This window comes from Proteus terrae subsp. cibarius, from assembly GCF_011045835.1.
In the GTDB taxonomy this organism is placed as follows: Bacteria; Pseudomonadota; Gammaproteobacteria; order Enterobacterales; family Enterobacteriaceae; genus Proteus; species Proteus cibarius.
This window is the reverse complement of the sequence record NZ_CP047349.1, coordinates 2,362,912-2,389,419: the sequence shown is the minus strand read 5'-3', so window position 1 is coordinate 2,389,419 and position 26,508 is coordinate 2,362,912. Positions and strand designations below refer to the sequence as shown.

Annotated in this window: 21 protein-coding genes and 4 tRNA genes; 10 read left to right on the top strand and 15 right to left on the bottom strand. The window is 36.5% G+C overall.

Annotated elements, in window-relative coordinates; genetic code table 11:
• The first annotated feature begins 269 nt into the window (after window positions 1-269).
• On the top strand, window positions 270-2,012 hold the full coding sequence (locus GTH25_RS11160) for a YadA-like family protein (protein ID WP_159241959.1): 1,743 nt from the start codon (window positions 270-272) through the stop codon (window positions 2,010-2,012).
• Between the two features lie 132 nt (window positions 2,013-2,144).
• Window positions 2,145-2,462, top strand: a complete 318-nt coding sequence (locus GTH25_RS11155) for a hypothetical protein (protein ID WP_164530564.1) — start codon at window positions 2,145-2,147, stop codon at window positions 2,460-2,462.
• Window positions 2,463-2,690: 228 nt separating this feature from the next.
• Here the strand turns inward: GTH25_RS11155 and GTH25_RS11150 are convergent, their stop codons facing one another.
• The 7 genes from GTH25_RS11150 to ttrS all read right to left on the bottom strand — a co-directional run bounded on the left by GTH25_RS11150 (window position 2,691) and on the right by ttrS (window position 10,979).
• Window positions 2,691-3,101, bottom strand: a complete 411-nt coding sequence (locus GTH25_RS11150; RefSeq protein WP_023581781.1) for an acyl-CoA thioesterase — start codon at window positions 3,099-3,101, stop codon at window positions 2,691-2,693.
• A gap of 106 nt (window positions 3,102-3,207) precedes the next feature.
• Window positions 3,208-3,987, bottom strand: coding sequence for a PhzF family phenazine biosynthesis protein (locus GTH25_RS11145; protein ID WP_164530563.1), 780 nt, complete (start codon window positions 3,985-3,987; stop codon window positions 3,208-3,210).
• Between the two features lie 162 nt (window positions 3,988-4,149).
• A complete protein-coding gene (locus tag GTH25_RS11140; protein ID WP_075673839.1) occupies window positions 4,150-5,685 on the bottom strand; it encodes a peptide MFS transporter in 1,536 nt (511 codons plus the stop codon).
• A 420-nt stretch (window positions 5,686-6,105) separates the two neighbouring features.
• A complete protein-coding gene (gene mdtG / locus GTH25_RS11135) occupies window positions 6,106-7,314 on the bottom strand; it encodes a multidrug efflux MFS transporter MdtG (RefSeq protein WP_099660629.1) in 1,209 nt (402 codons plus the stop codon).
• Window positions 7,315-7,586: 272 nt separating this feature from the next.
• A complete protein-coding gene (locus tag GTH25_RS11130; protein ID WP_099660628.1) occupies window positions 7,587-8,528 on the bottom strand; it encodes a Kdo(2)-lipid IV(A) acyltransferase in 942 nt (313 codons plus the stop codon).
• Between the two features lie 74 nt (window positions 8,529-8,602).
• The gene (gene ttrR, locus GTH25_RS11125) at window positions 8,603-9,205 is read right to left on the bottom strand and encodes a tetrathionate respiration response regulator TtrR (RefSeq protein WP_075673842.1); all 603 of its coding nucleotides are present in this window, start codon (window positions 9,203-9,205) and stop codon (window positions 8,603-8,605) included.
• Window positions 9,206-9,215: 10 nt separating this feature from the next.
• Entirely contained in the window at window positions 9,216-10,979 is a 1,764-nt protein-coding gene (gene ttrS, locus GTH25_RS11120) for a tetrathionate respiration histidine kinase TtrS (protein WP_159364133.1), read from the bottom strand.
• A 177-nt stretch (window positions 10,980-11,156) separates the two neighbouring features.
• Between ttrS and ttrB the strand changes: the two genes are divergently transcribed.
• Genes ttrB through ttrA form a run of 3 tightly spaced genes read left to right on the top strand, consistent with a single transcriptional unit; the run spans window position 11,157 to window position 15,998 of the window.
• A complete protein-coding gene (gene ttrB, locus GTH25_RS11115) occupies window positions 11,157-11,900 on the top strand; it encodes a tetrathionate reductase subunit TtrB (protein ID WP_164530562.1) in 744 nt (247 codons plus the stop codon).
• On the top strand, window positions 11,897-12,925 hold the full coding sequence (gene ttrC / locus GTH25_RS11110; RefSeq protein WP_075673844.1) for a tetrathionate reductase subunit TtrC: 1,029 nt from the start codon (window positions 11,897-11,899) through the stop codon (window positions 12,923-12,925). Before ttrB ends, ttrC begins: the two co-directional genes overlap by 4 nt.
• Window positions 12,918-15,998 (top strand): tetrathionate reductase subunit TtrA, encoded by a 3,081-nt coding sequence (gene ttrA / locus GTH25_RS11105; protein ID WP_075673845.1) that lies wholly within the window; start codon window positions 12,918-12,920, stop codon window positions 15,996-15,998. Before ttrC ends, ttrA begins: the two co-directional genes overlap by 8 nt.
• 264 nt (window positions 15,999-16,262) lie before the next feature.
• On the opposite strand, the gene GTH25_RS11100 is transcribed toward ttrA, so the two are convergent.
• From GTH25_RS11100 to GTH25_RS11075, 6 genes are all read right to left on the bottom strand, one after another.
• Window positions 16,263-16,865 (bottom strand): response regulator transcription factor, encoded by a 603-nt coding sequence (locus tag GTH25_RS11100; protein ID WP_075673846.1) that lies wholly within the window; start codon window positions 16,863-16,865, stop codon window positions 16,263-16,265.
• 294 nt (window positions 16,866-17,159) lie between these two features.
• The gene (bssS, locus tag GTH25_RS11095; protein WP_075673847.1) at window positions 17,160-17,414 is read right to left on the bottom strand and encodes a biofilm formation regulator BssS; all 255 of its coding nucleotides are present in this window, start codon (window positions 17,412-17,414) and stop codon (window positions 17,160-17,162) included.
• A gap of 211 nt (window positions 17,415-17,625) precedes the next feature.
• Complete coding sequence (gene pyrC / locus GTH25_RS11090; RefSeq protein WP_075673848.1) at window positions 17,626-18,678, bottom strand: dihydroorotase; 1,053 nt, start codon at window positions 18,676-18,678, stop codon at window positions 17,626-17,628.
• 198 nt (window positions 18,679-18,876) lie between these two features.
• Window positions 18,877-18,952: transfer RNA gene (locus GTH25_RS11085), tRNA-Asn, on the bottom strand.
• A gap of 321 nt (window positions 18,953-19,273) precedes the next feature.
• Window positions 19,274-19,349, bottom strand: a tRNA-Asn gene (locus GTH25_RS11080).
• Window positions 19,350-19,702: 353 nt separating this feature from the next.
• A tRNA-Asn gene (locus tag GTH25_RS11075) sits at window positions 19,703-19,778 on the bottom strand.
• A 297-nt stretch (window positions 19,779-20,075) separates the two neighbouring features.
• Between GTH25_RS11075 and GTH25_RS11070 the strand changes: the two genes are divergently transcribed.
• On the top strand, window positions 20,076-21,017 hold the full coding sequence (locus GTH25_RS11070; protein ID WP_099660627.1) for an AraC family transcriptional regulator: 942 nt from the start codon (window positions 20,076-20,078) through the stop codon (window positions 21,015-21,017).
• Between the two features lie 90 nt (window positions 21,018-21,107).
• Window positions 21,108-21,701: an NAD(P)H-dependent oxidoreductase gene (locus tag GTH25_RS11065; RefSeq protein WP_075673850.1), complete on the top strand. Its 594-nt coding sequence runs from the start codon at window positions 21,108-21,110 to the stop codon at window positions 21,699-21,701.
• Window positions 21,702-21,843: 142 nt separating this feature from the next.
• On the opposite strand, the gene GTH25_RS11060 is transcribed toward GTH25_RS11065, so the two are convergent.
• Window positions 21,844-21,919: transfer RNA gene (locus GTH25_RS11060), tRNA-Asn, on the bottom strand.
• A gap of 155 nt (window positions 21,920-22,074) precedes the next feature.
• The gene (locus GTH25_RS11055; protein WP_075673851.1) at window positions 22,075-22,581 is read right to left on the bottom strand and encodes a YlaC family protein; all 507 of its coding nucleotides are present in this window, start codon (window positions 22,579-22,581) and stop codon (window positions 22,075-22,077) included.
• A 455-nt stretch (window positions 22,582-23,036) separates the two neighbouring features.
• Here GTH25_RS11055 and cspE point away from each other — a divergent pair, with 455 nt between their 5' ends.
• The 3 genes from cspE (at window position 23,037) to GTH25_RS11040 (ending at window position 24,657) form a co-directional block, all read left to right on the top strand.
• Window positions 23,037-23,249, top strand: a complete 213-nt coding sequence (cspE, locus tag GTH25_RS11050) for a transcription antiterminator/RNA stability regulator CspE (protein ID WP_004243573.1) — start codon at window positions 23,037-23,039, stop codon at window positions 23,247-23,249.
• 110 nt (window positions 23,250-23,359) lie between these two features.
• Window positions 23,360-23,554: a protein DsrB gene (gene dsrB / locus GTH25_RS11045; RefSeq protein WP_075673852.1), complete on the top strand. Its 195-nt coding sequence runs from the start codon at window positions 23,360-23,362 to the stop codon at window positions 23,552-23,554.
• Window positions 23,555-23,958: 404 nt separating this feature from the next.
• Window positions 23,959-24,657, top strand: coding sequence for an MgtC family protein (locus GTH25_RS11040; RefSeq protein ID WP_088495205.1), 699 nt, complete (start codon window positions 23,959-23,961; stop codon window positions 24,655-24,657).
• Window positions 24,658-26,508: the final 1,851 nt, after the last annotated feature.

Below are 26,508 nucleotides of genomic sequence, written 5' to 3'. Positions count from 1 at the left end.
ATTTTTATAGATGGTTAATGATTTTATTTTTTAAAATTTATTTTTGATTTTTATTTTTTATCTATTTTCTTTAGTTGTTGATTATCATTTAAATATAAATCAAATCACAATGTTTATTTATAATAAAGTTAATTATATGACATTGTTATTATTTTTAATTAATAGAGTTTCAATTTATCATTAGTTTATTTTATAAGATATCTAATGTGTAAAAAATAAAATACATATTATTCTATATGTGACTTTATTAATTATGGAGTGATGTGGGTATGATTAAAAATAAATATTTTCAGGTAAAGCTGTTAGTGATTTCATTATTATCATCACCTTTATCTTATGCAAATAATACAACCTTATTGGGTGGAAATAGTAAAGCAGACGGTAATGAATCTACGGCTGTTGGATATAATACGTGGGCGCATTCTGATCAATCAACGGCAATCGGTGCTAATGCAGGTGCTGAAGGTGAAAATGCAACTGCAATAGGACATAGAAGTACGGCAATTGGTGATAATGCGATGTCATTGGGAAGTGGTGCAATGGCAATTGGTGAGGGTTCTCTTTCTATAGGTTCTCAGGCTTATAGTGAAAATAAAGACTCAATTAGTATAGGGAAAGGAGTAATAAATAATGCTGAGAATGGTGTTATTTTAGGTAGTAGTAGTCGCCTTTCTGATAACGCAGAGAATTCAGTGATTATTGGTAGTAAGTCTTCAGGATCAGCAAGTAATGCGATTATATTAGGTGATAATAGCAGTAATAATCGTAATAATACATTATCAATCGGTAGTGATAAAAACCAGAGGCAAATTATTAATGTTGCAGCAGGTACGGAAAATACAGATGCCGTCAATGTTTCTCAATTAAAAAAAGAAAAAGATAATATTCTTATTGAGGCTGATAAGCGCATTAATGATAATAATACCACTATTTATAATAAAATTGAGCAAGAGAAAAATACGATTGTTGAAGCAACAACAAAACAAATAAATGAAAATAATAAGATAATACAAGGAGATATCATAAAGGCAAATGAAGCAGTCTTAAAAGAGAGCGAGCTTAAAGCAAAAACATTCGCAGAAAATGCAGAAAAAAACTCAAATCAATATACTGATAGTAAAATCAATGAGTATCAGACTAATACTGTTAATTATATCAATGAAGTTAAAAGTGAAATGTATCTTTATAATGAAGAAAAATTATCTGATCTAAAAGTAGATACTGAAAATTATACAAATAAAAAAGCAGATGAAATAAAAAAAGGTGCGGAAAGTTATACTGATAATAAAATAAATAATATGAAGAAAGTAATAGAGAAGAGCACAAATAATAGGATCAATGAGTCTGAAAAAAATATTAAAGAATACACTGACTTTAAAGTCAACGAACACGATAAGAAAATAGTTGAACACGTTAACAATATTAAGGATGAAGTTACCTTTTCAACAGAGCGAAAGGTTAACGCATCAGAAAAAAATGCCAATAGTTATACCGATATTGAGATTAGTAAAATAGCATCGGGTATAGAAGGACTTATTGGAAAAAATAATGAGAAATTAACCAAAGAACATCAAAGCTATGTTACTCAAAAAGGAAATGAGTATATAAATGTGACCAATACGATAATTAATGAAAGAGATGAATCGCTGAAGGAATATATTGAAAAATCAAAACATGACTCTATCTCTATTGCAAATGAATATACCAATAATAAATTTAAGAATATCTTTATTGATAATGATATTGCACTTAAGAATATGGATAATAAAATCGATAAAGCAGATAAAAGAGCAAGTGCCGGGATTGCTTCTGTCGCGGCGATGGCTAATATTCCTTACGTAACCAATCACACGTTTAGTTTAGGTGTTGGAGTGGGTAATTATCGCGATGCTAATGCATTTGCAACGGGTGCTCAGTATCAAATAACAGAAAGCGCCATTATTCGTGTTTCAGCTTCATGGAATACAGAAGATCGCGGTGTTGTAGGCGGGGGCGTTTCTTATGGCTGGTAAAGCATTTTTGTATTGTGCTGAGTAAGATAAAAAGTAGAGATAAGGTTGTTACTTTTTTATCATTCTGCTGGCTTTTATGCCTTTGATTTGAATAATAAAGGTAACAGCCTTTGTTTTCTATGTGAGTAAAATATGATTTATCTTCATTCAGGTGGTGGTGCTTTTGAAAAACAAGCAAGAGTTAATCAAGTTGCAACGGAAAAAGCACAAGAAATTGCTAACAATAAGATAAAACAAGTGGTGCAATTTAGATCACTGGCAGAATTTCCTGTTGATCTTGAAAAGATTGGGGCGATATTACTGATTGAACCTACCATTGAATTAGCGCTTGAAGTAGGGCGACAGTATTCACAATCAACGGATATTGTTATTGCTGAAAGTGCAACAGCAGGAAGGAAATTGACCGTTTGTCAGATTGAATTTGAAGTAACAAAAATCTGTGTTCTCTGATTTTTGGATTTATTCAGTTATCCACATTAACTGTGGATAACTCTTGTTTTACATGTTAGTAATCTTATTATTTGTTGATTTTATTGGATATTTTATATTGCTTGAAAAGCATCCATTAAATTAATGATCTTAATACTTTATTATTATTCAAAATAATAAAGAACATAATAAAATAATGTCATTTTTAATTAATAGAGATAAAAAGTATGACAAATCTCTCTATAGATACTATTTATCGAATAATGGCGTTGGTTTTCCGTCATGATCAACCGCAACAAAATTAAATTGACCATGGATCACTTCTTCACGGCCTTCTGCGTACATATCTTCAAGAAAAATAGAAACATTTACCGTTAAACTTGTGCGTCCAACACGAATAACTTCACCGACTAATTCAATAATCGTACCCGATGGAATAGGGTGATTAAAATTTATTTTTTCAGTAGAAACCGTCACTAGACGTTTACGGCTAAAGCGGGTAGCGGTGATAAATGAAACTTCGTCCATCCAAGCTAGTGCTGTGCCACCAAAGAGTGTTGAGTGGTGATTGGTGGTGGTAGGGAATATGACTTTAGAAACACGAGTGACTGAATTTTTAATTTTATCTTGTAGTTCAGGGGATAAGTCAGAGATGGACATAACAATAAAGCCTTTTTCTTTTATACTGTAGGGAGATATTCCCCACAGTATAAAATAGAGTAAATTGAAAGCAAAGTAGATGAATGATTGATTATGCCGTCTGTAACTAAAAGGTTATTTCGCCAGTTAAAAAGAGTGCAGCATCACCTGTCAGTAAAACGCGATTATCTCTTAACACACAGTTAATATTTCCACCTCGTTTTGAAACTTGTCTTGCTTGTAACTGTGTTTTATTGAGTTTATTAGCCCAAATTGGCGCTAATATGCAATGTGATGTACCCGTAACAGGATCTTCATTCACGCCTTTTACGGGTGCGAAGAAGCGAGAAATAAAATCAAAAGGAGCATGACCTTTAGCTGTGATAATAACGCCAGGCAAAGGTAACTGTGTGATTTGAATGAAGTCAGGTTGGTAGTTAGTGACTGTTTCTGGATCAGATAAAAAGCAAACATAACGATCATGCGCTTGCCAAACTTCATCGATTTGTAATGCTAATTTTTCTTCAAGGGCTGATTTTATATCGTTATTTAATGTTGCAGGTATAGCTGGGAAATTCAGTGTAAAAAGAGAGTTTTGGCAAGAAACTATGAGTTCACCTGAAAGAGACTGGAATTTAAAGAGATCATGAGGGGAATGTTTTATGGTTTTTAGTACAAAAGCAGTGGCTAATGTTGCGTGTCCACAAAGAGGAACTTCAATTTTAGGTGTAAACCAACGAATATGGTCACCAACTAAAAACGCGGTTTCAGGTAAATTAATCTCACTAGCAAGTGTAATTAAGGTGTCATCAGGCAACCATTCTTCTAACAAAACGACAGCTGCGGGGTTTCCTGCAAAAGGCATAGAGGAAAAAGCATTAACATAATAAATAGGAAGAACAGTCATTCCATTACCTTAGTGATAAACTATCAATAAATAGAAGGTAATGAGATTAAGTGTTTTAAATATTGGGTGCAATACTTAAAAACAGCATCTAAGTTGTAAGATATAAAAGCAAAAAGCCATGCCTAAGTAATTAGACATGGCTTTAATAATTAACGCATTAGATTAAGCTTGTGCTTTCTCTTTACTATCTGCGCTTTGTAAAAGCTTACGAACCGGAATAATCAGTGCAGCAAGAACAACGGCACAAATAACCAGAGCGATAGAAACATGAGAGAAGAAATCAGGCATGACATCGAGTTTATCTGGACGAATATTTCCACCCATTAAACCAGCTGCTAAATTTCCTAATGCGCTTGCACAGAACCATAATCCCATAACCTGCCCACGCATTTTAGCTGGCGCTAAAATAGTCATTGTGGCAAGTCCAATTGGGCTTAAGCATAATTCGCCTAATGTCAGCAATAAGATACTGCCAATTAACCAAAGTGGTGAAACACCTTGTCCTGTTGCAATAACGCTTTCAGATGCAAACATCATGACGGTAAAGCCACCTGCTGCAAATAAGATACCAATTACAAACTTACTCATACTGCTTAAATTCATATTCTTACGTGCCATCATTGGCCATAACCAGCTAAATACTGGTGCAAGAATAATAATAAACAGAGCGTTAACAGACTGGAACCAAACCGCAGGGATCTCAAATCCCATAAAGTTTAAGTCAGTATAGTCGTTAGCAAATAAGTTAAATGATGTCGGTTTTTGTTCGAATGCAGACCAGAAAAGGGCTGCTGATACCAATAAGAGGAAACAAACAAATAAGCGAGAGCGATCACTACTACTTAATCCAGCAAATAGGAATAAATAGATAAAATAGGCGATAACACTACCGGAAATCACATAGACCATAAAGTTAGCCACAACAACTGGGTTAAAAGGAATAACGCCAGAAATAATAAGGCCAACAATTGCCATAAGAACAACAGATAACGCTAAAATCCATTGACCGACATTACGACGAACAACGGTTGGGCGATCCCAACTTGAATCTAAACCGACTTCGCTATCAAAGCGACGCATAGTAGGTACTGCGTAAAAGCGGAAAATCAGTAACGCAACAAGCATACCAATCCCACCAATACCAAAGCCCCAATGCCAGCCATAATCACGCACTAAGAAACCTGTGATGAGTGGTGCAATAAATGAGCCCATATTGATACCCATATAAAATAAGGAGAATCCACCATCACGGCGAGTATCATCCCTTTTATATAAGGTTCCTACCATCACAGTTACGCAGGTTTTAAATAGCCCCGTACCCAATACAATCAGTAATAAACCGATAAAGAACAGGTCTTGTGACCAAAATGCGGAAAGTGCGATGGATAGGTGCCCTAAAGCGATAAAGATAGAGCCATACCATACAGCTAGGCGTTGACCTAACCAGTTATCAGCGAGCCAACCTCCTGGCAGTGATGTTAAATAAACACCGCCTGCGAAAATACCCACAATAGCAGATGCCTGCTCTCTGGGGATTTCCATGCCACCCTCATAAACGGTTGCCGCCATAAATAGGATTAATAATGGGCGAATACCATAGAAAGAAAAGCGTTCCCACATTTCGGTGAAGAAAAGGGAGCTTAATGGATATGGGTGGCCAAAGAAAGTTCGGCTAGATTTTGAGTGAGTAGATTGCATCTTAAATTCCCAAAAAAAACCTCTACAGGTCGTTTGCAAGTAAAAAGAACAAAATAGCAGTAAGTGGAGAAACAGAATTATTTCATTCTGTTATCAGTATCCACCACATTTAATTAATATATTTTTAACATACTTTTGTCAGAATTCAGCGACTAAAAGTATATTTAATACTTTATAAACCATTTTTTGGTGCAAAAGTCGATAAAAATCTCATTTTGCAATAGTTAACCTTGCAATTTTTTGAAAAAAGAGGACAAGAAAATTTTAGAGGTCTTAACAAATAGGGGGTGAGAATATTCTTAATAAACAATAAATTACAAAAAATAGAATAAAAGAAGTAACAATTGAGCCTTTAAATGTAAAAGTATAATTTTTTGAAGAAAAAAAACTATTAACTGATCTTATTTGTGGATTTTTTGACTACTTTTCTTGTGGCCTTCTAAAGCTTAACCAAGAGTAAATTAAATTAAAAAAGACAACGGCTGCGGTGAAATAAAAAACAGCTCTAAATCCATAGCTTGCAGCAACAAAAGCCCCCATTAACGGCCCTGTAACATTTCCAACATCTCTTAGTGCTTGGTTATAGCTGAAAATTCGACCAGCAATAGCAGGGGTGATGTTGTAGAGGATAAGTGTTTGTACCGCAGGTAACATAGCAGCGTTGACTGCGCCAAGTAAAAAACGTAGCGCACCTAGCTCCCAATAATTACTGACCAGCGCCATTGGAATTAACATAAAAATAGAGAGCCCTAGGGTAAAGATAAGCACTTTATCCGGACCAATTCGGTCACCTAATTTACCAAAACGAGGGGCACTAATAAGTGCTGCAATACCGGGTACAGAGGCTATAACACCACTGATAAAGGCAAGATTGTTGACTGAACCCGTTAATTCACGGATATAAAGCGTCAAAATAGGTGTAACTGACCCCGTTGCTACTTGAATTATCATTGTGGTGAAAAACAGACACACAACGAGCCTTTTGTTTTTAAGGGATGAAAATACTTGTTTTGTGGTTAGTGCGTCTTTTTTAGAAACAGGCGTGAAGTTCTCACTGACGAAAAAGAGGGTGACTAAAAAGCAAATAAATAAAACGGCTGAAGTAATAAAGAAGACGGGGCGTAAACCATAGAGATCAGCAAGCATACCACCAATTAAAGGGCCTATTAATGCACCACTTACAGCACCTGTTGAAAGTGTACCTAATGCCCAGCCGCTTTTTTTAACGGGTACTTGAGTGGCAATTAACGCATTTGCATTCGGAACAAAGCCACCTAATATACCGAGCAAGGCTCTCAGTATTAATAATTGCCATATATTTTGTGCAAATCCAATTAATACCATCACAATCGCCATACCAAGGGCTGAACGCAATAGCATTAATTTTCGACCTTTTCTATCTGATAATTTTCCCCAAAAAGGCGCAGCGATAGCAGAAAAAAGGAAGGTAATACTAAATGCAACGCCTGTCCAAAGATTAAGCTCTTCGTGATCGGTTATACCCAGTTCCTCTACATAGAGAGGGAGAAAAGGCATGATCAGACTAAAACCGGCGCCAGTTAGAAAACAGCCAAACCAGACAATATAGAGATTACGTTTCCAAGAATTATTTCGGGGCTTGAGATCCATGTTACTCCTTTAGCCGAGAACGAGAGAGTAAACCAAGAAAATAGGCTGAAAATAACCGTAGCGATGTTGAGCGTGGCAACAACGAGTCGGTTTTCTTATTTTATGATGAATAAGAATATAGCCATGATACAGAATAAGTGCGATAGGTCTTGCTCTTATAATGTGTTTTGCAGGAGTTTACAGCTTGTGCTGTTATTGATTTTATTATCGTTATTGCAGTATATCGTGATATTACAAAGTGGCTGCTTTGGAATAAAACAGCCACTTTGCGATTAGTGTACTTTCTTTATTTCGTTATATAAAGAAGCGTCACCTTCTGGGCGAGTTTTAAAGCGACGATGCAACCACATATATTGGTCTGGCGCGCGTAAAATCTCTTGTTCAACCACTTTATTCATTGCTTTAGCGGCATTTTCCTCATTATCAACAGGAAAATCAGCAACAGGTGGTGAGATAATTAACTCATAACCTTTACCTTCAGGTAAGCGTTTGGGCGTAAATGGAATTAATGCGGGTTTGCTGGTTCTTGCCAGAATATAAGTCCCCGTTGTTGTTGCCGCTTTATCAACAGCGAACAAAGGTACAAAAACGCTTTTACGTGGACCATAATCATGGTCTGGTGCATACCAAACAATTTCACCTGCTTTTAAACTGCGGATCATGCCTTTGACATCTTTTCTGTCGATCATAAATTTATTAGAACGTAATCGACCCCATGTTTGTAGCCAGTCCATAACGGGATTATCGTTAGGGCGATAAACACCAACTCCAGGGGTATAGATACCAAAAATTCGAGCACCCAGTTCAAGTGTTAGAAAATGGATGCCAATGAGCAAAATGCCTTGTCCTTTTTCTTGAATCATTGAGACATTTTCAAGTCCACTGACTTTAAACCAACGTTTGACTCGCCATTCAGGCCAAAACCACGCCATGCCAGTTTCGAATAATCCCATACCAACAGATTCAAAATTTTTATTAACTAAGGCTTCTCGCTGACTTTTGGGCATCTGTGGAAAACAGAGCTCAAGATTACGTTCCGCTATTTGGACGCGTTTTTTTAAAAAAACTTTTGAAAAACGGCCTAGGCGTGTCCCTAGCCAATAAATGACAGGATAAGGAAGGAGAACCAGAATATAGAGTAATCCAATCCCGAACCAAGTTAGCCAATATTTAGGCTGTAAAAATGATTTTTTAAATGGAGGTGACTTTATCATAAGCCTATCTATTTACTATTTTTCCAATGAATATCTTATATTGTGACATTTTTTAGCTCAGATAAGAAATTTTGTCATAAATTAGGTGAAATTATTTCGATGCCTTGTAATGCAGTCACCAATTCAGCAATATTTTTAGCTGCCATTTTATCCATCACTTTTGCTCGATGAACTTCGACGGTTCTTATTGAGACACAAGCAACTTCTGCTATTTCTCTGTTCATTAATCCTTGAATAACATAATAAGCAATGTCTTTTTCTCTAGGGGTTAATGATGCATAACGGCGGCGAATATCGTGTGCGGTAAAACGCGTATTAGTTTCAAGAAATGCGGCATCTAATGCAGATAACAATGCATTACTATCAACGGGTTTTTGTAGAAAGTCGATAGCCCCTTTTTTGATCTCTTCAACTGCCATAGGAATATCGCCATGACCAGTCAAAAAAATCACAGAAAGTGTACTGTGCTTATCAATTAAATGCTGGTGGACTTGCCTGCCATCGGGTTTTGGCATTCTCATATCTAACAAGACAACACCTTGTTGATAGAGATTAACATTGTTGATAAAGAACTCGCTATCATTCCAAACATGGGCTGAATAACCTAAGCTTTCTAATAAAAACTGACAAGCATCAGTGACAGCAAGATCATCATCAACAAGATGAATTGTTGGCATTTTTTCTCCGTTATTTATTTTTGTTAGGGAAAATCAGTGTAATTTTTATTCCAACTTTATTTTGTTCATTCTTTTGGTTTTCAATATGAATATCAGCACCTTGAGAAAGTAATAAACGTTGGCAAATCACCAAACCTAATCCAAGTCCTTCCATTTTTGTTGTTTGGAATGGGGAAAAGGGGTGTTCAAGTTGGCTATGGCTCATTCCACCCGCATCATCTTCAATGACAATAAGTAACCTATCAGGGGCCTTATGGGTGCTAATCTTTAGTACTTTAGCGCCAGCTTGGAGACTATTGGTGATTAAATTGGATAAAATTTGCTCTAATAAAGTTTCGGGTAAACACAGGGTATCATGTTCATCAATATGAGTGATCAATGAAACCTGTGGGTATTTATCTTCTACGCGTAAGAGCTTCCAGATATGTTGAATACACTGCGCAATATTTTGATGAGAAAGCAACATCGTATCACTGTTAGGTGTTTGTTTTCCAACCCATAAACGTAGATTTCTAATGATATCAGCACCGCGCTGTGCCTGCTTATCTATTTGTTGCAATGCTGGGAGCAATGGGTGCGATTCATTCTCTTTTTTAAGGCGAATAACACTCCCTTGTGCATAGCTTTTAATCGCAGAAAGTGGCTGATTAAGCTCATGAGCAAACCCGGATGCCATTTCTCCCAATATATTTAAGCGCTGAGCGTGTTCTAACTCTTCCTTTTGCTGTCTTAATCGATTGTGAGCTTGTTCCAGTTGACGACTACGACGCCTAACTAAATAGCTGACCCACACTTGGTTTAGGATGAGAAAAAGAATGGCAGCTAATGAAAGACCAATAATAAATTGGTGCTGAATAGCCCAACTTTTCGCATCTTGCCAAAGCTGCCTTTGTCGAGGATGTTGGTTGACTTCTCTTAATAGATTTTCAACTTGAGTATGTGAAGCCGGCGCTCCCCATTTCATCGGTTTACTGTCATCGGTAAGTAAAACGCGAGTGACCTTATCAACAAGCTCATCAGGAACGGTATCTAGCGCTGCAAATGACCAATTAGGGTAGAGCGGTGTACTGGTTAAACAAGGGGTATTGGTTTGATAGGAAATCACGGGGCGGTAATCACTTTTACGAATAAGCCCTTCATGATCCATATTTTCCAGTAAGCAAACAGGAATAATTGCTGCGTTAATATCTTCATCACGTAAGAGATAAAGTAAAGCGTCGGCTGGAAAGCCCGTGAAACGCAATGTGAAATCTTTATCAGGATCAATACCTTCTTCTCGTAGTGCTTTGTAACCTAGAAGATAGCCACCAAAGGCATCTGGTGCGATGGCGCCAACGCGTTTTCCGATTAATTCATGGGCGGAAGTAATTGGACTATCGTTACGGACGAGAATTAGGCTGCCAATGACATTTCGTGTTGTGTTATCAGGCTCATAGCCGGAACGTAAAGAAAGCAACCAACGTAATGGAAATGCATTATCTAATTGAACAAATTGCGCAGGATTTGTCAGTAAGAAATCAACATTTTTCTTTGCAACTGCTAATTTCATCTCTTCCAGATTTAACGGCACTAATACAAAGTTTTCTGACGGAAATTGTTCATTTAAGGTGTCAACAAGTGGATGCCAGTGTCTTTGCGTTGATGCATCACCACGTAATGCTAAAACACCGATTGTCCACTCTTTTGCAGAGGCTTGTAGAGGAAGTATAAAAAAGAGCAGTAATAACCCGATACTTACTGCGTTTCTTATCCCAATTGTCTGTTTTATCGTCATAAATATCTAATGTTAAATATTGTCTTGGATCAAGTTCGCACTTGGTATGTGGTAAACCACAATAGGTGTCGTCTTCAGTAATTTTTACAATGCATTTATAACAAAACACATACTTTTTAATTTCTATTTCCTTCACTCATAGTGAGATTGTGTTATTGAGTGATGCTGGAGACAAATATGGATCTTGGAAAACGAAAATTTCTACAACAATTAGGGGTCCTTACTGCTGGTGCTTCACTGGTTCCTTTAGCTGAAGCCGGCATTAAATTATCACCTGAGCGTCGTGAGGGCTCGGAAGATAAACGCTACGGAATGCTGATTGATTTACGCCGTTGTGTAGGATGCCAGTCCTGTACAGTAAGCTGTAATATTGAGAATCAGACTCCCCAAGGACAATTTAGGACGACAGTAAACCAATATCAGGTTGCTATCAAGGGGCAAGAGGGGATAACCAACGTCTTACTGCCTAGATTGTGTAACCACTGTGATGAACCACCTTGTGTGCCAGTTTGCCCTGTTCAAGCAACTTTCCAACGTAAAGATGGTATTGTCGTTGTTGATAATGAACGTTGTGTTGGCTGTGCTTATTGTGTTCAAGCATGTCCTTACGATGCTCGTTTTATTAATCACTCAACACAAACAGCAGATAAATGTACTTTCTGCGCACATCGCCTCGAAGTTGGATTACTGCCAGCGTGCGTTGAATCTTGTGTCGGCGGTGCTCGTATTATCGGCGATATGAAAGATCCTAATAGTACTATCAGCAAAATGCTGCTTACTCATGAAAAAGAGCTAAAAGTATTAAAGCCAGAAAGCGGCACCTTGCCACAAGTTTTCTATCTCGGCCTCGATGATGCATTTGTACAACCGTTAGCAGGTCAAGGACAACCCGCATTATGGCAGCAGGAGGTTCACTCATGATCCCGCAAGTTTCTCAAATTCAAGAAGTCATCGCGATCCCTCAAGAATATTTTTGGTTACCTTGGGCTGTGCAATATTTCTTTTTCATTGGTATTGCTTGTAGTGCAACGCTTTATGCGTGTTGGCAGTGCTGGAAAGGCAGTGCAGGTAATCAACGTTTAGAAGCGGTTGCTGTATTTATTGCAGTAACAGCTGGTATTACGGCACCTCTCGCGTTAACAGCAGATTTACACCAAACAGCTCGTGTGTGGCATTTCTATGCTTATCCAACACCGTGGTCATGGATGGCATGGGGTTCACTGTTATTACCGTTATTCTCAGCGTTTAGTATGCTCTACTTTGCAGCGATGGTTGTTCGCTTAGTGTGGAAGCGTGAATACAAATTAACGCGTTGGGTTGCATTAGCTTGCTCATTAACTGCGATTGGTTTGTTGTTATATACAGGTCGTGAAGCATCTATCTTAAAAGCAAGACCGGTGTTGTATACCTATTGGTTACCAATATTGCTGTTCTTTAGTGCAATGCAAGTGTTACCAACATTACTGGCATTAGGCACTCGTCGTGAACCAGTACATCAGCGTGAATTAGCGATGTGGTTTGTAAGTTCACTGATGTTACTAGCTGTATGTACGGGCTTTTGGGTTGCTGGCGATACGATTTCAGGCCAAGCAATTAGAGAACAATTAGCAATGGGAAGTCTTGGTTGGTGGAGTGCCATGGGGGTTATCACGCTATGGGTTATCTCTGTCGCGATGGGTCTTTTGATGGCAAAACAAGCTCGTTCGGTTGCATTTATTACCATCATGGCATTTGTATCAATGGGACTTGCGTGGGTATTACGCTGGTTGATGTTGATGGGTGCTCAATACATTCCAAAATATAACATAATTACAAACCCTTATGAGTTTACGCTAGGTAATGATGGACTGATGGCAATTGTCGGTACATTTGGATTGTGGATAGCGTTAACCATTTTATTTAGAGAAAGTATTCGTTGGGTTGTCAGGAGAGTGCAGCATGGCTAAGTTTACAAGACGTCAATGGCTTAAAGGTGGGTTAGTTATCGGTGGTATTGCCGCATTTGCTGCCAGCTACCGTGATGTTGCTAAACGTGCCATAGATGGTTTAGTTGATGGCACATCAGGCAAAGTGACACTTGATAGGATCAACGGAAATTCTTTATTACCTGAAGGTAAAGTTGTAAAAGACGCAAAATGGCAAGCAAATACAGATCAATCTGTTTGCATGACACAATGTTTTGGTTGCTGGACACAATGTGGCGTCCGTGCTCGTGTTGATAGAGCAAACAATAAAGTTTTACGTATTGCAGGTAACCCTTATCACCCACTTTCTCATGATCACCACTTTGGCTATAACATGCCAATTAAAGAAGCATTTGAAAAAATGGGGGGTGAAAGTGGTTTAGAAAACCGTTCTACAGCTTGTGCTCGTGGTGCAACCATGATGGAAAGCTTAGACAGCCCAACTCGTATTCTTGAACCGATGAAACGTGTGGGGAAACGCGGTGAAGGTAAATGGAAACGCATCAGTTTTGAGCAGTTGATCCAAGAAATTGTAGAAGGTGGCGATCTCTTTGGTGAAGGTCATGTTGATGGTTTACGTGCCATCCGTGATTTAGATACTTTAATTGATCCAAAGCAACCGGCTTTAGGCCCTAAAGCTAACCAATTATTAATGACAAATGCGGGTGATGATGGACGTGATACGTTTATTCGTCGCTTTGCTCAAAACTCATTTGGTAGTAAAAACTTTGGTGCCCATGGCTCTTATTGTGGATTAGCGTACCGAGCTGGCTCTGGTGCGTTAATGAATGATTTAGATAAAAACGCCCACGTTAAACCTGACTGGGATTATGTTGAATTCGCGCTGTTTTTAGGAACATCGCCGGCACAATCAGGTAACCCATTTAAGCGTCAAGGTCGCCAATTAGCTAATGCTCGTATTCGTGATTCGTTCAATTATGTGGTTGTTGCACCTGCATTACCGTTAACAACGACATTGGCTAACGATCATGGACATTGGGTTCCTGTTCAACCGGGAACAGATGCTGCTTTAGTGATGGGGATGATCCGCTGGATCATTGAAAACAATCGCTACAATGCGGAATATCTGTCAGTACCAAGTGAAGCTTCAATGAAAAATGTAGGTGAGAAGAGCTGGACAAATGCGACTCACCTTGTGATCAGTGATGAAAAACATCCTCTATCAGGGCAAATGCTGACAACAGCACATTTTAATGATGTTGCAGAAGGTGAAGAGCAAACTTTAGTTTTATCACTTGAGGGAGAATTAGTTCCATCTACTCAAGTTGATAAAGCACAATTGTTTGCTACGCATACTGTGACATTAAAAACGGGTGCTACTGTTACAGTTAAATCAAGTTTCCAATTACTTGATGAAGCTGCTAAACGTATGACACTGGCGGAATATAGTGAGCGTTGTAAGGTACCAGAAACAACAATTGTTGCATTAGGACGTGAATTTACGGCATATGGTCGAAAAGCTGCGGTTATCTCTCATGGTGGCATGATGGGAGGTAATGGTTTCTATACAGCGTGGAGTGTGATCATGCTTAATGCGCTAATAGGTAACTTAAACCTTAAAGGTGGGGTATCTGTTGGTGGTGGTAAGTTTAATGGTGCAACTGATGGCCCATGTTACAAAATGGATAGCTTTAAAGGTAAAGTTAAACCAAAAGGCATGGTGTTATCACGCAGTAAAGCAGCCTATGAAAAATCTGATGAGTACCGTGAGCGTGTAGAGAAAGGAGAATCTCCATATCCTGCAAAAGCACCTTGGTATCCGTTTGCTGCTGGACAATTAACTGAGCAACTAGGCTCTGCATTAGCTGGTTATCCTTATCCATTGAAAGCATGGATAACGAATATGACCAACCCTATTTATGGGATTGCAGGTATTCGCCAAGTGATGGAAGAGCGCCTGAAGGATCCTAAGCATCTGCCTTTAATTATTGGTATTGATGCCTTTATGAATGAAACTACAGCGCTGGCCGATTATATTGTTCCTGATACGCATAACTTCGAAAGCTGGGGTTTTAGTGCGCCTTGGTCTGGTGTTCAAACTAAAGCAAGTACAGCGCGTTGGCCGATTATCGAACCTCGTGTTGCAAAAACAGCCGATGGTCAACCAATTTCAATGGAAACATTCTGTATTGCGGTAGCAAAAGCTTTAGATTTACCCGGCTTTGGTGAGAAAGCAATTGAAGATATGGATGGTAACTTTTATCCAATCAATAGTGCAGAAGACTACTATTTACGTGTTGCAGCCAATATGGCATTTATGGGTGAGAAACCTGTTGCACCAGCAACCAATGAAGATATTTTATTGAGTGGTGTAGACCGTATTTTACCGGCGATAACGTCAACGTTAAAAAATGAAGAAGTCCTTCAAGTTGCGTACATCTATACACGAGGTGGTCGTTTTGCACCTTATGAGAAAGCATGGAATGGTGATGAAACTGGACCACAGTGGAAAAAACCATTGCAGATTTGGAATGAAGACGTTGCGAAAAACCATCACGCAATAACCGGTGAACGTTATAGTGGCTGCCCGACTTATTATCCACCGCGTTTATCAGATGGTAGTGATATTCATCAGCACTATCCTGAAGAGCAATGGCCATTAAAATTAATGTCCTTTAAATCTCATGTGGTAAGTAGTTCAACAGGCATGATCCAACGTTTAAGAATGGTGAAACCGAGCAACTTAGTCGCAATTAATCCTCAAGATGGTAAAAAATGGGGTGTTAATCATGGTGATAAAGTTCGCATTGTTACACCGGGTGGGCAAGTTGAAGCTGAGATTAGTTTACTCGATGGCGTGATGCCGGGTGTTTTAGCGATTGAGCATGGATATGGGCATCAAGAGTTAGGCTCTCGTCAGCATTACTTAGACGAACAACCATTACCTATGGATAAAGGTATTGGCAATGGTATCAATCTTAATGATTTAGGCTTTGCTGATCCAACACGTCAAATTACTAATACGTGGTTAGATTGGGTATCTGGTGCATCTGTTCGCCAAGGCTTACCTGCTAAAATTGAGCGTATAGCTTAATTATCAATTTGGTATTTTAAATAAGCACTTCACTCTTTATTAAATCAAGAGTGAAGTGCTCGCACAAAAAATTAGTTTTACTTTATCTGCGATAAGATAGAACTAGATCAGTTTAATTATTTTAATATCACATGTACCCTACATACATAATATTATAATAAATTTAAGGTGGCCAACACGCATATTAGCCACCTCAATTACAGTGAGTAATAATGGGAATTGGACTCCTTTTTTCTTCTGTTTTTTGATTTAAATATAATAAGATTATTTCTCGTATATATATTTTAAAATGTTATATATGAAAAATAATTCAATTCGATTTTTCACATTAATTTTTTCGGTAATATGTCTTTTGTGTGAATATACGGTGCTACTACTAATGGACAGTTTTTTAGCAATTTGATGATTAGGTATTTCATTCATCCAATAATTAATAATTTTTTGTTCTTGTAAACTGAAAATAGAACATAATGAATGTTTATAAGTTGGAAAGAAAACTTGGCAACGAGAAGTGAATAAAGATGTCTTTTCAAGCACCCAAGGAAGTATCTTCTTAGGGAGAATAAAACAGTTATTTGTCAATGCGATAGGTCTTTCTTTGTCTGGGTAGTTTGCATCAATATAAAGATAAAGGCGACAACTTCTTGTTGAAATGAAAAAAAACTGCAAATGTGGGCAATGTGCTATTTCTCGACAATACCTTGTAAGATCAATAAATATAATATCTGGCATTGAGTGATTAATATAATTATTTGCTTCTTGTATAGATGAGATGTCAATTATTTCATGTCTTACATTTTTCTTCGAAAAATAATGTTTTATACCATTACGAGTAAAAAAACATTCATCAATAATTAATACTTTCACAAATAACTTCCTTGTTTGTAGCCGTTTTAATTTATTAAAATAAAGATAACCTCATTTTATGTCAATTCGGCTTATATGTTCTTTTTTTGAAGATATATCGAATAAAAAGATTATGATTGTATTTCCATTAAATGTAATTTAATTCATTATATAACTAATTGTTTTTATATCGTAAGAGTTGGTTCATATATGGATATAACCAATATATGATGATGGGTTATAGAGAGGCTAAAATGAGAACAGGAGTACCAAGTACTCCTGCTTTGCGTTCGCTATCTTTTCTAGATCTTTTTATTAGTGCTTGGTGTTGTCTGAAACAGAATCTTCAGATGATTCAATTTTATCAATACCTGCTTGAAGAATGTGAATCAACTGTCTAGCTATGTCTGTTGTGAGCCAAAGTGTCTTATCTACAACTGCGTTTTCTGGGTGATGTTCGTTTTCAGGAAGATAATGTAAACGCAACATCATGGCATCGTAGATGTCAACGGTACTAATGTCCCAGCCTACAACAGGATGTGTCTGAATAACTTCATTTTTTCTACTCATAATACCTCCTAATCATACAACCGGTTTTGACTAAGAGAGAAGCTCCCACACAAAGTGGTTACTTTTCAGTATACGAGATTTATCGTGATTAAAAAGATAAATTTTTGTTATAACAAAAAAATGTGTGCTGGCTCTGATAAAAGAGTAATGCACCATTAACAGTCGAACAAATGTTATATGGTGCATTTTAGATAAATATCAAGGGGAAGAATTAATCGACAGTGATATCCCAATGAATATTTTCATTTGCTAAGAAAGGAATAAGCGCTTCATTACCACAAAGGATTTGCGCTGGTGCCTCAACCGTTTTTTCAGTTAATGTGATTGTTCCTTCATTAACAGGTAAACCATAAAAACGAGGGCCATTTAAAGAGCAAAAAGCTTCAAAGTTTTGTAATGCATTGAGTTCTTTAAATACGGTTGCGTAAGCTGCCAGTGCGGTTGGTGCATTAAATACTCCTGCACAACCACAAGATGATTCTTTACGGTGTTGTAAGTGAGGTGCAGAATCTGTACCTAAGAAAAAGCGAGAGTTTCCTGATGCAACAGCTTCTCTTAGTGCTTCTTGGTGAACGTTGCGTTTAAGAATAGGTAAGCAATATAGATGAGGTTTAACTCCACCAACCAACATATGATTACGGTTAAACATCAAATGTTGCGGAGTGATGGTGGCTCCAAGAAATTCGTTTCCTTCTAACACATACTGAGCTGCTTCTTTAGTTGTAATGTGTTCAAAAACAATTTTTAGCTCAGGAAATTGCTTGCGTACAGGAGACATAACTCCATCAATAAAACGTGCTTCTCTATCAAAAATATCAATATTTGAAGCGGTTACTTCGCCGTGGATCAGCAATGGCATACCGATTTTTTCCATCACACTTAAGATAGGGTAAATCTTTGTGATATCTGATACGCCATGACTGGAGTTGGTTGTTGCATTTGCAGGATAAAGTTTACAAGCAGTAAAAACACCTTGTAAGAAACCTTGTTCGACTTCTGAAGGCAGTGTGCTATCTGTTAAATAGCAAGTCATTAACGGTTCGAAGTTATCTCCCGTAGGAATAGCCGCTGTGATGCGATCACGATAAGTGCGAGCAGCTTCAATCGTTGTAACTGGTGGAACAAGGTTTGGCATGACAATAGCTCTGCCAAAATAGCGACTGGTATAAGGAACAACAGTTTTTAGCATGTCATCATCACGAAAGTGAACATGCCAATCATCAGGACGGCGAATAGTGAGGGTGATAGGTTGTGCAGTGGTCATATACCGGCTCCGTGTGTCTTAGGAAAATCGAAAGATCAAGGATTGGATTGGACTAGATAGTCAAGCCGGAAATGAATGCTAATACGAAAACGATTAAATAGCTACTATTTAATCGCATTTTTTTATTATGTTTTTGGAATTATGTAAGGTGAAACAGAGAATAAAATCAAAAGGTTACGAGGGTGACACAAATAGAAATGGCTCCTCCAACTGGACTCGAACCAGTGACATACGGATTAACAGTCCGCCGTTCTACCGACTGAACTATGGAGGAACATCATTAAGTGGCGTGTATCATATAGTGAGTGATTTGATATGTCAAAGGGCAATCGACGATATTTGTTTAAGTGCGTAGATAAACAACATATTGTGTGTTTCTAAAACTGATAATCTAATAATGGGGAGGTAAGCATTTTTTAATGGTTATTTTCTCTACATTGAAGACTGAAAATAAAGATAAAAAATAAAGAGATAACGTATTTGAGACGACTATGAGATCTGAAAAATAAAAGGGAAGAAAATAGGAATGGTATTGATAATAGAGAAGGTAGAAAGCAAAAAGCCCGCACTATAATAGCGCGGGCTTTTCTAAATTTGGCTCCTCCAACTGGACTTGAACCAGTGACATACGGATTAACAGTCCGCCGTTCTACCGACTGAACTATGGAGGAAGCGAGTTCTCGTGAGAACGAGACGGATAATAGCGAGGGTGATGAAGTTTGTAAAGTAAAAAAAGTGAAATAATAGTTTAAGTGGTTAAAAAATAACTAATTTATAGTTTTTAAATCAAATAAAGTGGTTTTGAGTTTAAAAAATAGTCAGTGGAGAGGTGTTGATTTAAATGATCCTATAAGAACGCACGCTTTTATTGATGACTTTGAGTTAACGCGGAATTGAAATAGCAGATGCATAAGACGGAGATGTAAAGAATACAAAGGAAATAAATAAAAAATGAAGGAATAAAAATAGCTGATGAGTAGAAAGCAAAAAGCCCGCACTGTGATAGTGCGGGCTTTTCTAAATTTGGCTCCTCCAACTGGACTCGAACCAGTGACATACGGATTAACAGTCCGCCGTTCTACCGACTGAACTATGGAGGAAGCGTGTTCTCGTGAGAACGAGGCGAATAATAGCTATCCTCAGTCACCTTGTAAAGTAAAAAAATGAAAAAAATAACTGTTTGCTCAAGAGAGCATCAGATTGTTTCTTTTTTGATAAAAATGTATAAAAAATAAATGGTTATCAGTAGAAATAATACTCGAAATTATATTTCTACTAGATGAAATATGTCTTACCTTGGTAAGAAAAAATAAGGTACTTTTTTAAAAGAAAGTTTTTCAAACTATTTAGTAATACAATCTGACGAATTCACAGGCTAAATTGAAGAATCAGAGACTATGGATACTACAAATTTATCAACACCGATAGTATTAGAGTTTGAGCATTTTAAAAGAACACTTCTTCTACATACAAAAGATAAAGACGGGGGGTGGGATACGGTTGTCTCTGGTCTAGCGTTATGTCGGTATAGTTCTATTACAGAATCAGAAGGCTGGATGTATGAACCAAGTTTGGCTATTGCTGCGCAAGGTGCAAAGCAGATAACAATAGGGGTAGAGACAAATTGCTATCGTCCTATGAATATGCTTTTAACATCATCAGAAATACCCACTTTTGCTAAAGTTTGTGAGGCTTCAAAAGAAACGCCTTTTTTAGCAATATTGCTAAAATTAGATCTCGCTCTATTACCTGAACTGTTAGCTGAAAATAAGTTTGAATTACTACAAGAAAATAACGAGATCCGAGCTCAACAAATTGTTCAAGTAACCGCACCAATCCTACAAGCAGTAACAAGGCTTATAAAACTAATAGATACACCCGAAGATGCACCGTTTATTGCTCCTTTGATCCAAAAAGAGATCCTTTATTACTTATTACGATCAAACGATGGCGCGCGTCAGCAACTACTAGCTTCGCAACATCCTCAGTGCCGGCAAATTAGTCATGCTCTTGATTGGATTAAACAACATTATCGCGAAACAATCCGAATTGAAGATCTAACAACGTTAGTGGGTATGAGCACCTCCTCATTTCATTTCCACTTTAAAAATCGAACTGGCATGACACCATTGCAATATCAAAAATGGTTACGACTAAATGAAGCGAGAAGGATCATGCTAATTGAAATGAGTGATGTTTCTAAAGCAGCATTTACTGTGGGTTATGAAAGTCCATCACAGTTTAGTCGTGAATATCAGCGATTATTTGGATTGTCGCCACTAAAAGATATTCAACGATTAAAAGCCTCTAGTTCAGAAAGGGTATCTTTGGATTATTAGGCAAGAATAATGGAGAAATGAGTTAAAGTAGTAATAGATAATTGCGTTACAGTCAGTTTATTAACTATGTGTATATAAAGGAGTTTAAACGTGACGAATGTTTTTATTATTAATGCGGCAAAAGAGTTTGATGGGTCTGAAGGGAAGCTCAATGACCATTTGACGCAAGTTGCCACAGAATTATTGTCTTCACATCATATAAATGTGCAATCAACACGTATTGATAATGGTTATGATAATGACGAAGAAGTCGATAAATATTTATGGGCTGATGTTATTATTTATCAAATGCCTGCCTGGTGGATGGAAGGGCCTTGGATCTTAAAAAAATACATTGATGATGTATTTAGTGCTGGATACGGAAAAATGTTTATTGATGATGGCCGTACGCGAAAAGATCCTTCGAAAAAATATGGCTCGGGGGGGTTATTGCAAGGCAAGAAATATCTTCTTTCTGTAACTTGGAATGCACCTTTTGAATCTTTTGAAGAGCAAGAACAGTTCTTTGAAGGAAAAGGAATTGATGCTGTCTATTTCCCATTCCATAAAGCGAATCAATTTTTAGGTATGGAAGGATTAAAAACCTTCGGAATGTTTGATGTGGTGAAACAGCCACAAATTGAACAAGATATTAAAGCGTATAAAAAACACTTAGAACAAGAAATAGTTGGGATCGCTGATTAGATATTTCTCTTGCTAGATATAAATTAGCTATCTATTAGTCAATCAAAATAACGATACAGATTGGATTTAGGTAGCTGATTTAGATGGTGAAAGCTAAGAAAGCAAAAAGCCCACACTATGATGGTGCGGGCTTTTCTAAATTTGGCTCCTCCAACTGGACTCGAACCAGTGACATACGGATTAACAGTCCGCCGTTCTACCGACTGAACTATGGAGGAAGCGAGTTCTCTTGAGAACGAGGCGCATAATAACGATGATATATCAGAGTGTCAACGTTAAAAGTGGGTTAAATATCTATTTGGTTGCTTTATCAACAAAGTGGCTAAATAATAGAAATTATTCCCCGTGTTTTATATGTAACACGGAGAATAAATTAGGCTTGAGGAGATAATTGTGATGCTGCAATTGATTGTTGAACGGGATCAAATGCCATCAAGTACACATCGTAAAAATGAATTTCTTGTTTTTTACTAATAATCTCACGAATGTCTTCTTTTATTTGTTGAGATATCGCTGGGTGCTGGTGGATCTCATTTATGGCTTCATCAGAGAGTTTTTCAAAAGTATACCATTCACCGTTATAACAAACTCTCAAATCGAGAACACCAATATCTTCAAATTTATAGATAGGCTTAATATCAAATAACAAGATACCAGCCATAACTAAAAACATCACAGTAAAAAGCACGAGTGAGATAACACCAAAGTAAGGTGAATAAATTAATAACGCAGCGAGTAATACATAAGAGAGAACCATGCTGATACATAACCAGATATGGTTCTTTAAAAATTGACTATTAAAATGTGGTTTTCCGTCTCTTTTCTCTGCTTTATTGATCCGGTCTAAATCACGCTCTAAGATTTCTTTTAATACATTCATTGTAAACACCTTAAGAGATGAATGTTGCAAACTTGTTTCTTGTTACTAGATTATCACGGGGACAAGATAAGCGGGTAGAACAGTTTTTTTTAAATCTGGCATTAACTGTTATTGTTAGGCCATTAAGAATATTCTTAGTTGTTGTTAATAATAGAGATAAAATATCAAATAAATTTTATGCACAGTGATAAAAATAGAGGAAGAATTGTATTTTTAATGTGCAATTCGCATTTTTTTAATCTTTAGACGCATAAAACTATTGCTATTAAACTTGTCTCATGCGTTAATGAGTAAGGCCTCAATACAGACCTGATTTATGATTGACATTCTAAGTTAATGAGTTTTAAACAGCATCGCTTTTTGACCGTTTTCTTCATGTGTGCCCATAAGTTATAGGTAGTTCAGGCCAGTAGATGCCGAGAAGGCAACGTTTTATTGATATATAGGAAAGTCACATGTCTGACAAAATGAAAGGTCAAGTTAAGTGGTTCAACGAGTCTAAAGGCTTTGGTTTTATTACTCCAGCAGACGGAAGCAAAGACGTATTCGTTCACTTTTCTGCCATTCAAGGTAACGGTTTCAAAACTCTGGCTGAAGGTCAGAACGTAGAATTCACAATTGAAAACGGTGCAAAAGGTCCAGCAGCTGCTAACGTAACAGCTCTGTAATTTAAAGCCTTTTAAAAATTTTCTTCAAGCCTGTCACCTTATGGTGGCAGGCTTTTTCTTTATGGGTAAAATAAAGAAAAAGAGAATGATAATATTTATCAGGAGAGAAAATGCAGGTTAATGATAGCGTTGTTGTGAAAACTGATGGCATTGACGATCGTGAAGGAACAATTCTACTTATTGAAGAATTTAACGAAGGCATAATGTATTTAGTATCACTTCCCGAGTATCCAAAAGGAATTTGGTTTTTTAATGAAAAAGAGGGTGGAGAAGGAACATTCGTTAGACCAATACAGCAAAAGTGACTTACGTTTAGGTACTGTTCATTTACATTTTCAAATCAGCTACTTATACTTTTGCCTAAATTTTAGTTAGGAGAAAACACCTTGGATACACAAAGTTGTAGGTTAATGAGAAATCCATTAACTGTGAATAATTTTAGTCAAAATAATAGGTAGGCTGTTTTCTTCACTGAAACTGCTTACCATTTTGGTGGGCAGTGCATTGTAATATCTCTTTCCTATATATTCCTATTCTGCACTTACCCAAATGATTTCCCTTATACAACTAAAATACGAAGGGTAACTTCATGTGCTACATTTTTTTCTCTTTATTTCCTCCACCTAAGGTGATGGATTAATTTCAATACTCTGAACTATCAGAGCAAAATTTTCATATCGATTTTAATCATCATGTAGAGGAAATAAACATGACGATGACGCCTTATATTTTAAATCTCATAATTGCAATGTGTCTTGGTGCTTTGATTGGCGCTGAACGCCAATGGCGGCAAAGAATGGCAGGGTTAAGAACAAATGCTTTAGTTGCAACAGGGGCGGCTGTTTTTATTTTAAGTTCAATAGAAACTTCGCCAGATAGCCCTGGTCGTATTGCAGCTCAAGTTGTTTCAGGTATTGGATTTCTTGGTGCTGGTGTGATCATGCGTGAAGGAATGAATATACGTGGTCTTAATACAGCCGCAACGCTTTGGTGTTCAGCAGGAATTGGCGTGTTATGTGGCTTAGGCTTATATCAATTAGCAACCATAGCTACACTTCTTATTCTTTGTGCGAATATTTTATTACGAGAAGCTGCTCAGCGGATAAACGCTCAGCCACAACATCAAGCGATAGACATTGAACAACGTTACTCAATACGAATTATTTGTCATGAAGAAGATGAGGTTTTAGTTAGAACACTCATTTTACAAGCAATAAATGGACTACATGTTAGATTACAATCTTTAAGTAGTGCTGATACATTGATGCCTAGCCAGTTGGAAGTTTGTGCTGAATTACTTGCAACACCTGTTGAGCAAAAAGAGATAGAGGCGATTGTTTGTAGAGTAAGTTTAGAGAAGAGTGTCAGTGCAATTAATTGGAAGATAGCGGCAGAGCATCCTGCTTAATGAGTTTTTTGAGAATAATGCCTTTCTAACCAAAGCTCCTTGTATTGATTATAGGAGCTTTTTGTCATCGAGATAACTAGATATCAACTTACAAAGTTATTTCAAAAAAGAATATAAGTATTGATAAAAGTTATAAAGAATATAACTTTGTAGTTTGTAAGTAATAGTTCTGTCATATTTCAAGCTGTTGTGTCGGGGATTACGCTTATTCGTATCAGTTACATACTTTTGTATGCTCTTAGTAAAGCATTCACTTTTGCCTATCCAAACCTCAAACTATTCATATCATCAACATAATACTTAATTTAAGAACTAACTCCTTTGATGAGAATAATGAGATCTTAGTCATATATTACGTATTATTACTAATATATAGAAATAAAGTATTTTGTTTGAGTAATTATTATTTTTGTAACTATTACTTTATGGAATAAAAAAAGGAAAAATCTATTCAAAAAAAGCTAATTAAAATACGCAATAGGGTGGAATATATTCATTTTCGTTTTAATAAAAACAAACATTTTACCTAAATTGATTAATACACAATTATTTGCATTGTGGTTAACCCGTATATAATGAGCTATGAATGAAAAATATTGAACAGAGCTCGAGTATATTTGGCGTGATTTCTCATCTTTATTAATCTCGCGCTTTAAGTCAATTTGATTTATCTCTGTTTATTTTGTTTTTAATAAACAGTAAAAACTAAAATCAAGTAAGCGATTGCTACTTATGGTTTACTTATTAAATGAGGTACTTAGGGGTATTGTAGGACAAAAAGTCGTTATTAAGGGGCTTAGCGCAGTATAGAATCTTGGGTTAAAATCAATGTTTTCCATTGATTATATTGGATTTTTTTTTAATACCTAATTTATACTCTCAAATTATTTCAATGTATTTGGTGAAAATTTTATCAATATTTTCTATCGCATTTAATTTAAGTTTGATTTTTTGAGTAATGTTTTTAATTTAATCAAATTAGCCCCTCAAAAAATGGAGAAGAATTCAGGAAAATGGTGAGTTTAGACCGCTACAGTAAAGCTGATGAATTGCTGTGGTATGTAGTTTGTAATCACTAATCAATGATGAATGAAAATCTTTTGAAAGATTGTAGGATTTTTTGTAAAGGTCATGTAGAGAAAATGATACCAATAAGTAATCTTATAATAAGCGTAGAAAAATCACACCGCCTCTTTCATTCGATAAAATAATAATTTCAGAATTATATTGTTTATAACTTTGTCAAGGATGTAAATCTTACTTATTACAGAAAGAGAATTATCTTAGTATGAAATAGATGTGTCATTGGTATTTACAGTGGAAATATATATAAAAGATAATTGTGCCACTGACCTTTTTCGATTTACCAAAAAAGATAAAATCAAGTATAAGAGGAACGCTAATTAAAAAAATTGCCAGTATAAAAGAGTGAGCAATCATTTCATGTTTGCTTACTAAAAAACGCTGTAACTCATTTCAATAGAACTGAAAGCAATACACAAAGTATTTGCATTCACGGCATGAATAAACTCAATTATTACTTTTGAAAAATACGGTTACAATATTTTTCAAAAGCTTTCTTTTCCAAAAATTTAGAACACTTTTGGGGTATAGAATACTAAGCATTGTTATTGGTTTTTAAGATTAATCTAATAAATGAGATGTGGGCCTTGATTATTTAGATACATCAATATTTTTATTAGGTTTTGATAGAGAGGAAAAGTCTTTTGAAACTCGAAATTACTCATAAAAAGGGTAATAAAATGAGTCAAATTAGTGGTTAGAATAGAAGAATATTTAGAGATATATTTTATCGTTTTAAGTAACGATATATCGATATTTAAATCTTTA

Coding starts and splice junctions, on each gene's coding strand:
- ttrS (WP_159364133.1), bottom strand. CDS start 10,979: ATGACGATAAAACAGACAATTGGGATAAGAAACGCAGTAAGTATCGGG.
- GTH25_RS11140 (WP_075673839.1), bottom strand. CDS start 5,685: ATGCAATCTACTCACTCAAAATCTAGCCGAACTTTCTTTGGCCACCCA.
- GTH25_RS11055 (WP_075673851.1), bottom strand. CDS start 22,581: ATGAATGTATTAAAAGAAATCTTAGAGCGTGATTTAGACCGGATCAAT.
- GTH25_RS11150 (WP_023581781.1), bottom strand. CDS start 3,101: ATGTCCATCTCTGACTTATCCCCTGAACTACAAGATAAAATTAAAAAT.
- GTH25_RS11070 (WP_099660627.1), top strand. CDS start 20,076: ATGGATACTACAAATTTATCAACACCGATAGTATTAGAGTTTGAGCAT.
- GTH25_RS11160 (WP_159241959.1), top strand. CDS start 270: ATGATTAAAAATAAATATTTTCAGGTAAAGCTGTTAGTGATTTCATTA.
- GTH25_RS11130 (WP_099660628.1), bottom strand. CDS start 8,528: ATGATAAAGTCACCTCCATTTAAAAAATCATTTTTACAGCCTAAATAT.
- ttrB (WP_164530562.1), top strand. CDS start 11,157: ATGGATCTTGGAAAACGAAAATTTCTACAACAATTAGGGGTCCTTACT.
- GTH25_RS11145 (WP_164530563.1), bottom strand. CDS start 3,987: ATGACTGTTCTTCCTATTTATTATGTTAATGCTTTTTCCTCTATGCCT.
- cspE (WP_004243573.1), top strand. CDS start 23,037: ATGTCTGACAAAATGAAAGGTCAAGTTAAGTGGTTCAACGAGTCTAAA.
- ttrR (WP_075673842.1), bottom strand. CDS start 9,205: ATGCCAACAATTCATCTTGTTGATGATGATCTTGCTGTCACTGATGCT.
- mdtG (WP_099660629.1), bottom strand. CDS start 7,314: ATGGATCTCAAGCCCCGAAATAATTCTTGGAAACGTAATCTCTATATT.
- ttrA (WP_075673845.1), top strand. CDS start 12,918: ATGGCTAAGTTTACAAGACGTCAATGGCTTAAAGGTGGGTTAGTTATC.
- GTH25_RS11040 (WP_088495205.1), top strand. CDS start 23,959: ATGACGATGACGCCTTATATTTTAAATCTCATAATTGCAATGTGTCTT.
- GTH25_RS11155 (WP_164530564.1), top strand. CDS start 2,145: ATGATTTATCTTCATTCAGGTGGTGGTGCTTTTGAAAAACAAGCAAGA.
- dsrB (WP_075673852.1), top strand. CDS start 23,360: ATGCAGGTTAATGATAGCGTTGTTGTGAAAACTGATGGCATTGACGAT.
- bssS (WP_075673847.1), bottom strand. CDS start 17,414: ATGAGTAGAAAAAATGAAGTTATTCAGACACATCCTGTTGTAGGCTGG.
- pyrC (WP_075673848.1), bottom strand. CDS start 18,678: ATGACCACTGCACAACCTATCACCCTCACTATTCGCCGTCCTGATGAT.
- ttrC (WP_075673844.1), top strand. CDS start 11,897: ATGATCCCGCAAGTTTCTCAAATTCAAGAAGTCATCGCGATCCCTCAA.